Origin of the sequence: Arthrobacter sp. B1I2 (assembly GCF_030816485.1) — a bacterium.
Classification (GTDB): domain Bacteria; phylum Actinomycetota; class Actinomycetes; order Actinomycetales; family Micrococcaceae; genus Arthrobacter.
On sequence record NZ_JAUSYC010000001.1, the window covers coordinates 2,159,408 to 2,172,555 of the forward strand.

Annotated in this window: 14 protein-coding genes; 11 read left to right on the forward strand and 3 right to left on the reverse strand. The window is 67.3% G+C overall.

Annotated features, from left to right (window positions below; translation table 11 throughout):
• Positions 1-8 precede the first annotated feature (8 nt).
• Positions 9-437: a hypothetical protein gene (locus QFZ57_RS10045; RefSeq protein WP_306899944.1), complete on the reverse strand. Its 429-nt coding sequence runs from the start codon at positions 435-437 to the stop codon at positions 9-11.
• Between the two features lie 52 nt (positions 438-489).
• Positions 490-1,143, reverse strand: coding sequence for a trimeric intracellular cation channel family protein (locus tag QFZ57_RS10050; protein ID WP_306899946.1), 654 nt, complete (start codon positions 1,141-1,143; stop codon positions 490-492).
• Positions 1,144-1,203: 60 nt separating this feature from the next.
• On the opposite strand from QFZ57_RS10050, the gene QFZ57_RS10055 reads away from it, so the two are divergent.
• The 10 genes from QFZ57_RS10055 (at position 1,204) to QFZ57_RS10100 (ending at position 11,866) form a co-directional block, all read left to right on the forward strand.
• Positions 1,204-2,085: a sirohydrochlorin chelatase gene (locus QFZ57_RS10055; RefSeq protein ID WP_306899948.1), complete on the forward strand. Its 882-nt coding sequence runs from the start codon at positions 1,204-1,206 to the stop codon at positions 2,083-2,085.
• Between the two features lie 54 nt (positions 2,086-2,139).
• Positions 2,140-3,885, forward strand: a complete 1,746-nt coding sequence (locus QFZ57_RS10060) for a nitrite/sulfite reductase (protein ID WP_306899950.1) — start codon at positions 2,140-2,142, stop codon at positions 3,883-3,885.
• Positions 3,885-4,613: a phosphoadenylyl-sulfate reductase gene (locus tag QFZ57_RS10065; protein WP_306899951.1), complete on the forward strand. Its 729-nt coding sequence runs from the start codon at positions 3,885-3,887 to the stop codon at positions 4,611-4,613. Before QFZ57_RS10060 ends, QFZ57_RS10065 begins: the two co-directional genes overlap by 1 nt.
• Positions 4,610-5,557 carry a sulfate adenylyltransferase subunit CysD gene (gene cysD, locus QFZ57_RS10070; protein ID WP_306899953.1) on the forward strand — a complete coding sequence of 316 codons (948 nt, stop codon included), beginning with the start codon at positions 4,610-4,612 and terminating at the stop codon, positions 5,555-5,557. The genes QFZ57_RS10065 and cysD overlap by 4 nt, the downstream gene beginning before the upstream one ends.
• Positions 5,557-6,981: a sulfate adenylyltransferase subunit 1 gene (locus QFZ57_RS10075; protein ID WP_306899956.1), complete on the forward strand. Its 1,425-nt coding sequence runs from the start codon at positions 5,557-5,559 to the stop codon at positions 6,979-6,981. The genes cysD and QFZ57_RS10075 overlap by 1 nt, the downstream gene beginning before the upstream one ends.
• Before the next feature lie 103 nt (positions 6,982-7,084).
• Positions 7,085-8,251, forward strand: a complete 1,167-nt coding sequence (locus tag QFZ57_RS10080) for an RtcB family protein (RefSeq protein ID WP_306899959.1) — start codon at positions 7,085-7,087, stop codon at positions 8,249-8,251.
• Positions 8,252-8,381: 130 nt separating this feature from the next.
• Complete coding sequence (locus QFZ57_RS10085; protein WP_306632478.1) at positions 8,382-9,512, forward strand: ABC transporter substrate-binding protein; 1,131 nt, start codon at positions 8,382-8,384, stop codon at positions 9,510-9,512.
• A 27-nt stretch (positions 9,513-9,539) separates the two neighbouring features.
• On the forward strand, positions 9,540-10,265 hold the full coding sequence (locus QFZ57_RS10090; protein ID WP_306630300.1) for an ABC transporter ATP-binding protein: 726 nt from the start codon (positions 9,540-9,542) through the stop codon (positions 10,263-10,265).
• Positions 10,255-11,202: an ABC transporter permease gene (locus tag QFZ57_RS10095; protein WP_306899962.1), complete on the forward strand. Its 948-nt coding sequence runs from the start codon at positions 10,255-10,257 to the stop codon at positions 11,200-11,202. The genes QFZ57_RS10090 and QFZ57_RS10095 overlap by 11 nt, the downstream gene beginning before the upstream one ends.
• Positions 11,203-11,404: 202 nt before the next feature.
• On the forward strand, positions 11,405-11,866 hold the full coding sequence (locus tag QFZ57_RS10100; RefSeq protein WP_306899964.1) for an SRPBCC family protein: 462 nt from the start codon (positions 11,405-11,407) through the stop codon (positions 11,864-11,866).
• A 9-nt stretch (positions 11,867-11,875) separates the two neighbouring features.
• On the opposite strand, the gene QFZ57_RS10105 is transcribed toward QFZ57_RS10100, so the two are convergent.
• Complete coding sequence (locus QFZ57_RS10105; RefSeq protein ID WP_306899966.1) at positions 11,876-12,379, reverse strand: cupin domain-containing protein; 504 nt, start codon at positions 12,377-12,379, stop codon at positions 11,876-11,878.
• Between the two features lie 125 nt (positions 12,380-12,504).
• On the opposite strand from QFZ57_RS10105, the gene QFZ57_RS10110 reads away from it, so the two are divergent.
• Positions 12,505-13,062, forward strand: a complete 558-nt coding sequence (locus QFZ57_RS10110; RefSeq protein WP_306899967.1) for a TetR/AcrR family transcriptional regulator — start codon at positions 12,505-12,507, stop codon at positions 13,060-13,062.
• Positions 13,063-13,148 lie beyond the last annotated feature (86 nt).

The following is a 13,148-nucleotide window of genomic DNA, read 5'->3' on the forward strand; positions in this document are numbered from 1 at the left end:
GAGAGGCCTTACTCTTCCTCTTCGTCCTCGAACGCCCACTCGAACATGTCGAAGACGAACTCGGAGAAGGTGCCTTCCTCCGACTTCCACTGGCCGCGGGCGTTGTTGCGGCGGTAGACAATGGGGTCCGGGACGGTGAGGTCGCCCACGCGGAAGCCCCAGGTGAACTGTTCCTCTTCATCCTCGAGGAACATGAGGAAGCCCTCGTCATCGACCTCGAGCTCTTCCGGATCCCAGAAGTAGTGGTACGCCTCCATCAGGTCCTCGCAGCCGCCCAGGGCGAGGTAGAACTCCCGCAGGACCAGGGGGATCTGGAACTGGTGCTCCGCGAGGGCCTTGTCCAGTTCCTCGGGAGTCAGGCCGTCCGCTTCCTGCCATTCATCCTCGAGATACTTCGGAACAAGCGCGCGGAACTTCTCGAGGAACATGTCAGTCATGTTCATATCCTAGCCAATCCGGAGCCACCCAAAATGACATCCGGGACAACCCTCACAGGCCTGTATCCGCGGCCCTGCGGTGCCACCCGCGGACGGCAAGCGGCGCCTGCCAGGACCGCCGCCAGGCCAGGACCCGGAAGGTGAAAACCACTGCCGCGATACCCGCTGCCGTCAGCACGTTGAACACGCCGAACACCCACAGCACCGCCGTCAGCGAAGAACCCAAGAACGCGGGCAGCGCATAGATATCCTTCGGGTTGAACAGCTCGGGAACCTCATTGGCGGTGATGTCCCGCAGCAGTCCGCCGCCCACCGCCGTCGTCACCCCCAGCAGCACGGACGCCACCGGGTTGAGCCCGGTGGCGAGTGCCTTGAGCGTGCCGGTCATGCAGAACAGGGCCAGGCCGGCGGCGTCGAACAGGACCAGCAACGACGTGTACCGCTGGACGCTGGAGAACAGGAAGAACACCAGCACGGTTGCCAGCAGCGGCGGGGCCAGGTATGCCGGGTTGGTGAAGGCCGCCGGAACAATGCCCAGGATGATGTCGCGGATGACGCCGCCGCCCAGCCCCACCAGGGAAGCCAGCAGCAGCGACCCGACAATGTCGATTTGCTTGCGTGCCGCCAGCAGGGAGCCCGAGACGGCAAAGAAGAACACGCCCAGCAGATCCAGCCATACCGGGGAGTTGTCAAAGGCGAATGTCATGGGGCATCCCGGTATTTCAAAGAGGGCGGACAGGGCGGCTCCAACGTTACGCTAGCCCCTATGAACAGCCCCATCATGATCGCCTGTGCCCATGGGACGTCCAACACACAGGGGGCCGCGGAGGTCAACGCCCTGCGTGCCGCCATCGCTGGGCTGCGGCCGGGACTTGATGTCCGGGAGGCCTACGTGGACGTCCAGCAGCCGGACCTGGTGGATGTGGTGGCCGGACTGCCCGAGGGCGAGCCCGCCGTCGTGGTTCCGTTGCTGCTCAGCGTTGGCTACCACGTGAAGGTGGACATCGCGCGGGCCGTGAAGAGCCGGCCGGGCAGTGCGGCCGCCGCGCCGCTCGGCCCCGACCCGCGCCTGGCCAAACTGCTGGACCAGCGGCTGCGCGAGGCCGGCACCACGGACAACGACGTGATCGTCCTTGCCGCGGCCGGCTCGTCCAACCCCAACGCCGCCGTCAGCGTCGAGGAACTGCTGGGCCAGCTGCGTGAGCTGCGGTCCAACCGCATCGTGGCCGCCTATGGTGCCTCGGCGAAGCCGTCCGTGCCCGACGCCGTTGCCATGCTTCGGGAGGAACTGGCCGGGGGTGCCGGGGCGGGGGAGTCCGCGGGCGCAGTGGACGTGGGCGGCCGCGTCGTGATTGCCTCCTATCTCCTGGCCCCGGGCTTCTTCCATGACCAGCTGGCCAAGGCGGGGGCCGACGTCGTGACCGAACCCCTGCTGCCGTCCCCGGTGCTTGCTGGGATTGCGCTGGACAGGTATGACGCCGCCGTCGGCAAAGCCCGTGAAGCCGCCACGCAGGGGCGGCCCGAAACAGCCGCGGAGGCCCTTGCGAAAGCCCCGGAAGAAGTCCCCTCGGAACCCGCGGCGGATGCACAGGGAGGTGGCTTCTTCAAGGCCGTCCGGCGTTTCGTGACGAAATATTTCCCTAGGTGACTTAGCGTTTCCGGTCCTTTGTGACGCAAATCGGCGGCGACCTACAGTCGATGCATGACTGATACAGCTCTTGCCGGAGCGTCTGCGGACTCCGCTGCCCCCAAGCGCCCCGCACGCCCGTCCCGCCCCGCTGCGAAGCCGCACGGCCAGTGGAAGGTGGACGGCAAGACGCCGCTGAACGCCAACGAAACCTGGAAGCAGGAAGACGACGGCCTTAACGTCCGGGAGCGTATCGAGTCCATCTACGCCAAGGAGGGCTTCGACGCCATCCCCGGCCAGGACCTGCACGGCCGGTTCCGCTGGTGGGGCCTCTACACCCAGCGCAAGCCCGGGATCGACGGCGGCAAGACCGCAACACTTGAGCCGCACGAGCTCGAGGACAAGTACTTCATGCTCCGGGTGAGGATCGACGGCGGCGCGCTCACCACCGAGCAGCTGCGGGTCATCGGCCAGGTTTCCGTGGACTTCGCGCGTGACTCGGCCGACCTCACCGACCGCCAGAACATCCAGCTGCACTGGATCCGCGTGGAGGACATCCCCGAGATCTGGAACCGGCTGGAAGCTGTTGGCCTGTCCACCACCGAAGCCTGCGGCGACGTTCCCCGCGTCATCCTGGGCTCGCCCGTGGCCGGCATCGCCAAGGACGAGATCATCGACCCCACCCCGCTCATTGAAGAGCTGGGGGAGCGGTTCATCGGCAACCCGCTGCTGTCCAACCTGCCGCGCAAGTACAAGACCGCCATCACCGGCCACCCCAGCCAGGACGTGGTGCACGAGATCAACGATTTCGGTTTGGTGGGCATGATCCACCCTGAACTCGGCACAGGCTACGACCTGTGGGTGGGCGGCGCGCTCGCCACCAACCCGATGCTGGCCAAGCGCCTGGGCGCCTTCGTCACGCCTGAGCAGGCCGCCGACGTGTGGCTCGGCGTCACCAGCATCTTCCGCGACTACGGCTACCGCCGCATGCGCACCAAGGCCCGCCTGAAGTTCCTGCTCGCCGACTGGGGTCCGGAGAAGTTCCGCCAGATCCTCGAGGACGAATACCTGGGCTACAAGCTGGCCGACGGTCCGGCCGCGCCCAAGCCCACCACCCCCGGCGACCACATCGGCGTCCACGAGCAGAAGGACGGCAAGTTCTTCATCGGCGCCACCCCGCTGGCCGGGCGCCTTTCCGGTGCCCAGCTGGTCAAGCTCGCAGACACGCTCGAGGCCCGCGGTTCCCGGCGCCTGCGCACCACACCGCACCAGAAACTGGTGGTCCTGGACGTGGAGAAGGACCAGGTGGAGCCGCTCGTGGCCGAACTGGACGCCCTGGGCCTGTCCGCCCGCCCGTCCGTGTTCCGCCGCGGCACCATCGCCTGCACCGGCATCGAGTACTGCAAGCTGGCCATCGTGGAGACCAAGTACACCGCCGCCACCGCCGTGGCAGAGCTGGAACGCCGTTTGGCCGACCTCGCCGACTCGGGCCAGCTGCCGCAGGCACTGTCGCTGCACATCAACGGCTGCCCCAACTCCTGCGCGCGCATCCAGACGGCGGACATCGGCCTCAAGGGCATGATGCTGCCAACGCCCGACGGCGACCCCTCCCCGGGTTTCCAGGTCCACCTGGGCGGCGGGCTGGCTTCCAGCGACCGCGAGGAAGCAGGCCTGGGGCGCACCGTCCGCGGCCTGAAGGTGTACGTCGATGACCTGCCCGACTACGTGGAGCGCGTAGTCCGCACCTTCGTTGCCCAGCGGGCCGAGGGCCAGACCTTCGCCGAATGGGCCCACGCAGCAGACGAGGAGGCACTCCAGTAATGCCAAAACACGTGGCACCTGCACCTGCCAAGCGCCCTGTCGAGGAGCTCAAGGCCCTCGCCGAAGCCGGTGCTGCCGAGCTCGGCTGGGACGCCCCGGCCCGCGATGTGATCGCGTGGGTGGAGCGCAATTTCGAACTGCCCGCCGTCGCCGTCGCCTGCTCCATGGCCGACGCCGTCCTGCCCGCCCTGGTCGCGGACCAGATACCCGGCGTCGACGTCCTGTTCCTGGAGACCGGCTACCACTTCCCGGAAACCTACGCCACGCGTGACGAGGTGGCCGCAAACCTCCGCGTCAACGTGGTGGACGTGCTCCCGGAAACCACCGTGGAGCAGCAGGACCGGCTGCTGGGCAAGGACCTCTTTGCCCGCGACGCCGCCCAGTGCTGCGCCCTGCGCAAGGTGGCCCCGCTGCAGCGCACCCTGGCCGGCTACGAGCTCTGGTTCACCGGCGTCCGCCGCGACGAGGCCCCCACCCGGACTAACACGCCGCTGGTGACGTGGGATGAGAAGAACGGCCTGGTCAAGGTCAACCCGATGGCCGCCTGGACGTTCGACCAGCTGGTCCAGTACTCGGACGACAACCTCCTGCCCGTCAACCCGCTGCTTTCCCAGGGCTACCCCTCCATTGGCTGCCAGCCCTGCACCCGCAAGGTGGCGCCCGGCGAGGATCCCCGCGCCGGCCGCTGGGCAGGATCCGACAAGACAGAATGCGGACTTCACGTATGAGCACTTACCTATCCGAGGAGACTCCCCAGGTGACTGACGCCGCCGTTTCCACGCGCCTCTCCAGCCTGGACACGCTCGAGTCCGAGGCCATCCACATCATCCGCGAGGTGGTCGCCGAGTTCGAGAAGCCCGCGCTGCTGTTCTCGGGCGGCAAGGACTCCGTGGTGATGCTGCACCTGGCCACCAAGGCGTTCTGGCCCGGCAAGGTGCCGTTCCCCGTGCTGCACGTGGACACCGGGCACAACTTCCCCGAGGTCCTCGATTTCCGCGACCGCACGGTGGAGCGGCTGGGCCTGAAGCTGGTGGTGGGCTCCGTGCAGGAATTCATCGACCGCGGCGAGCTCGCCGAGCGCGCCGACGGCACCCGCAACCCGCTGCAGACGGTTCCGCTGCTGGATGCCATCCAGCAGAACAAGTTCGACGCCGTCTTCGGCGGCGGCCGCCGCGACGAGGACAAGGCCCGGGCCAAGGAGCGCATCCTGAGCCTGCGCGACGAATTCGGCCAGTGGGACCCGCGCAACCAGCGTCCCGAGCTGTGGAACCTGTACAACGGCCGCCACACCGTGGGCCAGCACGTCCGCGCGTTCCCCATCAGCAACTGGACCGAGCTGGACATCTGGCGCTACATCGAACGCGAGAACATCGAGCTGCCCGGCCTCTACTACGCCCATGAGCGTGAGGTCTTCGCCCGCGACGGCATGTGGCGTGCAGTGGGCGAAGTGTCCCAGCCGCGCGAGGGCGAGGCAGTCATCACCAAGACCGTCCGCTACCGGACCGTGGGGGACATGTCCTGCACAGGTGCCGTTGAGTCGAACGCGTTCAGCGTGTCCGACGTCGTGGTTGAAGTCGCCGCCTCCACCCTGACCGAACGTGGCGCCACCCGTGCGGATGACCGCATCTCCGAGGCCGCCATGGAAGACCGCAAGAAGGACGGGTACTTCTAATGACCACGATTTCTGAAATTCCGACAGGCTCAATCAACGAGGCCCTGCCCACCACGCTCTTCCGGTTCGCCACGGCAGGATCGGTCGACGACGGCAAGTCCACTTTGGTGGGCCGCCTCCTTCACGATTCCAAGGCCATCCTGGCCGACCAGCTCGACGCCGTCGCCCGCACCTCGGCTGACCGCGGCTTCGGCGGGGAAAAAGGCGGCATCGACCTGGCCCTCCTGACCGACGGCCTGCGTGCCGAGCGCGAACAGGGCATCACCATCGACGTGGCCTACCGCTACTTCGCCACCGACCGCCGCAGCTTCATCCTGGCCGACTGCCCCGGGCACGTCCAGTACACCAAGAACACGGTGACCGGCGCGTCCACCGCGGACGCCGTCGTCGTGCTCATTGACGCCCGCAAGGGTGTGCTGGAGCAGACCCGCCGGCACCTGTCCGTACTGCAGCTGCTGCGTGTGGCCCACGTGATCGTTGCCGTGAACAAGATCGACCTGGTGGGCTTCAGCGAATCCGTGTTCCGCGACATCGAAGCCGACGTGCAGCAGGTGGGCCGCGAGCTGGGCCTGGGCCGTGACGAATTAAATGCGGGCGGCATCACTGATCTGACCGTCATCCCCGTGTCTGCCCTCGACGGCGACAACGTGGTGGAGCGCTCCGAGCGCACCCCCTGGTACATCGGACCTGCCCTGCTCGAGGTCCTCGAGACCCTGCCCGCCGCCGACGAGCTCGAAAGCCACCTGGAGAGCTTCCGCTTCCCGGTGCAGCTGGTCATCCGGCCGCAGGGCGCCCTGGCTCCCGATGCCGTCGCCGCCGGGCTGGACGTGGAGGCGTTCCGTGACTACCGCGCGTACGCCGGCCAGATCACCGAAGGTTCCGTGAAGGTGGGGGACCAGGTGTCCGTGCTGACCCCGGGCCAGTCCCCGCGCACCACCACCGTGGCGGGCATCGACTTCGCCGGCGCCTCGCTGGGGGAAGCCGCCGCCCCGCAGTCGGTGGCCATCCGCCTGGCAGACGAGTTCGACGTCGCCCGCGGTGACACCATCGCCGCCGCCGGCACCGTCCGCGAAGCCTCCGCCGACCTGTACGCGGCCCTCTGCTGGCTCTCGCCCAAGCCGCTGCGCGAAGGCCAGAAAGTGCTGGTCAAGCACGGCACCCGCACCGTCCAGGCCATGGTCCGCAATGTCACCGGCAAACTGGACCTGGCCTCCTTCAAGCTGGAGCCGGCATCCAACCTTGAACTGAACGACATCGGGCACGCGCAACTCCGGCTCGCCGCGCCGCTGCCGCTGGAGAACTACCTGCACCACCGCCGGACCGGTGCGTTCCTGGTCATCGACCCGCTGGACGGCAACACCCTTGCCGCCGGCCTGGTCAAGGACCACCCGGGCGACCACGAGGACGAGCGCTACAGCATCTAGCGCCCACGAAACCGCGGCTTGTTCGCAAAACCTGACTATCAAGGACTGGTTTTGCGAACAAGCCGCGGTTTTGTCGTTTCGTATTCCGGGTAGGAGGCGAAGCATGGAGACCATCAGCCCAAAACTCCTCAACTGGGCCTCGATCCTGGATGAGAAGACCCGCGAGCAGGCAGTCAAGACGGCCAGCCTGCCGTTCATCTACCCGCACCTGGCGCTGATGCCCGACGCACACCTGGGCAAGGGGGCCACTGTGGGTTCGGTCATCCCCACGCTGCGCGCCATCATCCCCGCGGCAGTTGGCGTGGACATCGGCTGCGGCATGATCGCGGTCCGCACCCAGTACTCCGTGAAGGACCTGCCGAAGGACCGGAAGAGGCTCCGCGAGGACATCGAGCGGGTCATCCCCTTGTCCGCAGGGCACAACAACAGGAAGGTCCTTCCCACGGCCGAGCCGCGGGTCGCCGAGCTGAAGGCTCTGGCAGCCAGGGCCGGTTTCAACCCGGCCCAGTATGTTGCCAAGTGGGAGCTGCAGCTGGGGTCCCTGGGGTCGGGCAACCATTTCATCGAGATCTCAGCAGATGAGGACGACGGCGTCTGGCTCTTCCTGCATTCGGGCTCGCGGGGCATCGGCAACAGGATCGCCCAGCACCACATCGGTGTGGCCCAGAACGTTACCCGCAAAAACCAGATCTACCTGCCGGACCCGGACCTGGCGTACCTGGACGAGGGCACGCCGCAGTTCGATCGGTACATCGCCGAGCTGCGCTGGGCCCAGCACTTCGCCCTGCTGAACCGGGAGGAAATGATGGACCGCGTGGCCGCCCAGTTCAGCCGCTGGGTGGGCGGTCCGGTCCGGGAACGCGAGCGGATCAACTGCCACCACAACTTCACCGAGCAGGAGACGCACTACGGCAAGCCGGTATGGGTGTCCCGCAAGGGGGCCATCAAAGCCGGCAACGGCGATCCCGGACTGATCCCCGGGTCCATGGGGACGGCGTCGTACGTTGTGGAAGGGCGGGGCAACCCGGCGTCGCTGAACTCCTCCCCGCACGGGGCGGGGCGCGAATACTCCCGCAACGCCGCCCGGAAGACCTTCACGCTGGAGGAACTGAAGCGGGCCATGCGGGGGATCGAGTTCCGGGCGTCGGAGGCCTTCATTGACGAAATCCCGGCCGCGTACAAGCCGATCGACCAGGTGATGCAGGACGCCGCGGACCTGGTGACCGTGCGGCACAAGCTGCGGCAGTTGGTCAACGTCAAAGGCAACTGAATCTGCGAAACCGGGCAGCAAGGCGGCCAAATGTGACGCTAGATGAACGTGCGTGACCCCCCGTTTCCGCTTCATTGAACGGGTCTGGGCCACTCCTTATGGTGAAACAATGACTAGTTCCAAGCCCGGGATGACCCGCATCGTGGCAGGCGAACGCGCAGTCCCCGCGCGCAAACGCGCCGTCGAGGCTGCCCTGGCCATCGGGCTGGTCCTGCTGATCGCCGTCGGGGCCATAGTGGCCTCAAATATCTCCCGCAACACGGAGGCCCAGGCTGCTGAGCCCAGCCCGGCCGCGGAACTGAAGCTGGGCTACTTCGGCAACGTCACCCACGCCCCCGCCCTGGTGGGCGTCAAGAAGGGGATCCTGGCCGACGCGCTGGGCAGCACCAGGCTCAGCACCCAGACTTTCAACGCCGGCCCCGCTGCCATCGAGGCCCTGAACGCCGGCGCCATCGACGCCGCCTACATCGGCCCCAACCCGGCCATCAACTCCTTCGCGAAGAGCCAGGGCCAGTCCGTGCGCGTGATCGCAGGTGCCGCGGCCGGCGGCGCCCAGCTGGTGGTTAAGCCGGGGATCAACTCGGCCGCGGACCTCAAGGGCAAGACCCTGGCAACCCCGCAGCTGGGCGGCACACAGGATGTCGCGTTGCGCGCCTGGCTCACCAGGCAGGGGTACAAGACCAACGTGGACGGCAGCGGCGACGTTGCCATCAACCCCACGGAAAACGCGCAGACCCTGAAGCTGTTCCAGGACGGAAAGCTCGACGGCGCGTGGTTGCCTGAACCATGGGCGTCCCGCCTGGTGCTCCAGGCCGGAGCCAAGGTGCTGGTGGACGAAAAGGACCTGTGGGACGGTTCCGGCACCGGCAAGCCCGGCGAGTTCCCCACCACCATCCTGATCGTGAACCAGAAGTTCGCCGCGGAGCACCCGGCAACCGTCAAGGCACTGCTGAAGGGCAACGCGGAGTCGGTGGCATGGCTGAATGCGGCACTGCCCGACGAGAAAGCCAGCCTCCTCAATGCCGCCCTCCAGGAATCCGCCGGGGCGGCACTGCCCGGTGACGTCCTCGCCAGGTCACTCGCGAACATCACCTTCACCCTTGACCCGCTCGCCGGCAGCTACCCCAAGCTGCTGCAGGACGGCGTGGAGGCCGGCACCACCAAAAAGGCCGACATCAACGGCCTCTTCGACCTCCGTGCACTGAACCAGGTCACCGGCGGAACCGACAAGATTTCAGCGGCCGGCCTCGGCCAGGACTGACCCACCCTCTACCTAAAGGACGGCACCATGCCAGTCGTACTGGAACACCTGGGCAAGCGCTTCGGCGACGGCGCCCCGGTACTGGACGACGTCAACGCCAACATCAAGCAGGGCGAGTTCGTTGCCCTCCTCGGTGCCTCCGGCTGCGGCAAATCCACCCTCCTGAACATCATCGCGGGACTGGAGGCGCCGACGTCGGGCGCCCTGGAAGTGCCCAGCGACGGTGCCGCCTTCATGTTCCAGGACGCCGCCCTCTTCCCGTGGCTGACGGCACGGGAGAACATCGAGCTGGCCCTGAAGCTGCGCGGCGTGGGCAAGGCCGAGCGGCGGACCAAAGCGCAGGAGCTCCTGGACCTGGTCCACCTGGGCACGGCGGGGGACAAGCGTCCGCACGAGCTCTCCGGCGGCATGCGGCAGCGCGTCTCCCTTGCCCGTTCGCTGGCCCAGGACCGGCAGTTGCTGCTCATGGACGAGCCGTTTGCCGCGCTGGACGCCATCACCCGCGACCTGCTGCACGACGAGCTGGAGCGCATCTGGAAGGAAACCGGGCGCACCATCGTCTTCGTGACCCACAACGTCCGCGAGGCTGTGCGGCTGGGCCAGCGCGTGCTGCTGTTGTCCTCCCGGCCCGGCCGCGTGGTCCAGGAATGGGCCGTCACCGAGGAACACCGAACCGACGCCGGGCTTGCCGGCCAGCTGACCGGGGTCATCACCGCCCGGCTGCGGGAGGAGATTCGCCGCCATGCCAAGTAAGTCCGCACCCCTCGCAGAAGCGCCGTCCGAACCGGCCGGGTCCCAACACGTCTACGCCGCACTTACCCGCACCTCCACCGGGCACGAGGACCTGCGGGAGCTTGAATCCGGCCTGGACTCGCTGCAGTCCGACGCTGACCGCAAGCACCGCATCGACTGGAGCCGGATCCTCCTGCCGGTGGCCGCCCTGGTGGTCCTGGTGCTGGCCTGGCAGTTCTACGTCTCGCTCGGAGTCAAGCGCCGCGACCTGGTGCCGGGTCCGCTGGACGTGGTTGCTCAGATGGGCCTGCTCTGGAGCGACGGCAAGCTGCAGGAGTCTGTGTGGACTTCATTGCAGCGCGGGGTGGTGGGCTTCCTGATTTCGGTGGCCATCGCAACTCCTGTCGGCCTGCTGCTGGCCCAGGTTGCACCGCTGAGGCGCGCCTTCGGCCCCCTGATCTCGGGCCTGCAGGTCCTGCCCTCCGTTGCCTGGGTGCCGGCGGCCATCATCTGGTTCGGCCTGACCGACGCCACCGTGTACTTCGTGGTGTTCATGGGCGCCATCCCGTCCATCATCAACGGCCTGATCTCCGGCGTGGACCAGATCCCGCCGCAGTACCGCCGCGTCGGCACCGTCCTGGGCGCCTCCCGGCTCCAGATGGCGCTGCAGATTGTCCTTCCCGCCGCGCTGCCGGGTTACCTGGGCGGGTTGAAGCAGGGCTGGGCCTTCTCCTGGCGGTCGCTGATGGCTGCGGAAATCATCGCGGTGGGCGGCACTATCGGCTTCGGCCTGGGCTCGCTGCTGGACCAGGGCCGGACCTTGTCCGACATGGCCATCGTCATGGCCGCGATCCTGCTCATCCTCGCCGTCGGCATCCTGATCGAACTGCTGGTGTTCGGCCCGATTGAGAAGCGCCTCCTCCGCCGCCGCGGCCTCCTGGCCGGCAGCACCCGCTGACCCGCCCCGCACCCAAGGCACCTTCAGAGCTCGACGGCGACCTCCCGCCGTCGGGCTCTCTGCTTTCCCGGCGTTTGCCCTGGCCAAGCCGGGGCACTTTGACACGGACACGCCGCCAAGTATCCACGCGGGAGGCAATTACGGGACCAAAGTGCCCCTCGACCGCGCCTGCTGCGGGGAGAACCCGTGGCAGACTGGCGCCATGACAGCCAGCTTCGTATGCCGCACCGAATCCCCGCTGCCGGTGGAGCGGCTCTTCGACCTGGCCCGCAGCATCGACGTGCACGTGGAATCGCAGCGGACGGCAGGAGAGAGGGCCGTGGGCGGCGTAACCAGCGGTCTCATCGGGGAAGGCCAGGACGTCACCTGGCGGGCCAGGCACTTCGGGATCCCGCTCACCATGACCAGCCGGATCACCCGCCTGGACTTCCCCCGCAGCTTCACCGACGAACAGGTGAAGGGCCCTTTCAAGGTCTTCAGGCACATCCACGAGTTTGAGCAAACACCTACGGGGAGCACCATGGTTGACCGGGTGGAGTTCATCGCCCCGCTGGGTGTGCTGGGCCGCGCCGTCGAACGCCTCTTCCTGGCCCGGTACCTGGAACGCCTCATCATCCGCAGGGGCCGGTTCCTAGCCGAAGGTCGGATTCCCGGAAACAGCTAGCCGCTGCGGCTACACGAAGGGCGGCGGCCCAATGATTTCTATCCCGCCGTGGGCCTGGCCGGACGCCCGAATCCGGCTGAAGTCCACCACGCCTGAACCGTTCGGGGCATCGGCATCTGTATCGGACAGTGGTTCGCTGGCGCCGTCGTAGAAGGACTGGGCGCTGCCGGGCGTCTGCAGGCACAGTATCCGGGTGCCCTCCTGCAATACTTTGAAGGCATGGGGGAGGCCCCGCCGCGCCATGGCCAGGCCGCCGGCGGCGATCCGGTGCTCTGTGCCGTCCAGGTTCACCAGGATCTCGCCCGCCAAGACGTAGAGGGTTTCGTCAGAATCAGGGTGGGTGTGGAGCGGGGTGACCTTGTTCAGGGCCATCTCATCCTCGAACAGCAGGAACGCGCCGCCCGTCTCCTCCTGCCTGGCCTTCCACGTGTGGACGCCGCCGCCGTAGAACCAGCGCCTTGGTCCTTCGCCGGGCTGCCGGACCAGGGATGATGCCGCATTTTTCGTTTCCATGCTGCTCGCCTCGATGCCTTGGGAAACTTTGTGGGACGCATGTCCCATAACAAGACTGGTGTATCATGAAAGGCGTGTCAAGACCCTATGCGGACAGTGGGCGAACCAGCCAGAAGCGCCGAACCATGGACGCCCTCGTAGCGGCAGCCAGGACCCTCGTTGCCGCCGGCAAGACGCCTACAGTGGACGACGCCGCGCAGGCAGCAGGGGTGGCCCGGAGTACTGCCTACCGCTATTTCCCAGGCCAGCGGGAGCTGCTCGCTGCGGCGCATCCCGAGACCGCACGCACCTCAATGCTGCCGGACACTCCGCCCCAGGACGCGGCCGGGCGGCTCGACGCCGTGGTGGTGGAGTTCACCCGCATGATCCTGGAGACCGAGGCGCAGCAGCGGACCATGCTGCGCTTGTCGCTCGAGTCCCTGGACGGTCCTGACCGGAGCCTGCCCCTGCGCCAGGGACGCGCCATTGGCTGGCTCACAGAAGCGCTGGTGCCGCTGCGGGGAGAGCTGACCGATCAGCAGATCCACAAACTGGTGCTGGCCATCCGCAGCGCCATCGGCATCGAAGCCCTGGTCTGGCTCACGGACGTGGGCGGTCTGGGCCGGGAGGAAGCCATCGAGTCGATGCGGTGGACCGCCAACGCTTTGCTGGCCAAGGCACAGACCGCCGGCCTGTGGAGCTGACCGCCCGCAGCACTTTGTGACGCAGCGTTACCTTGCGTGAACTGGTGTTGCTCGGCCTTTGTTGGCGAATGTGACGCGGACCTACC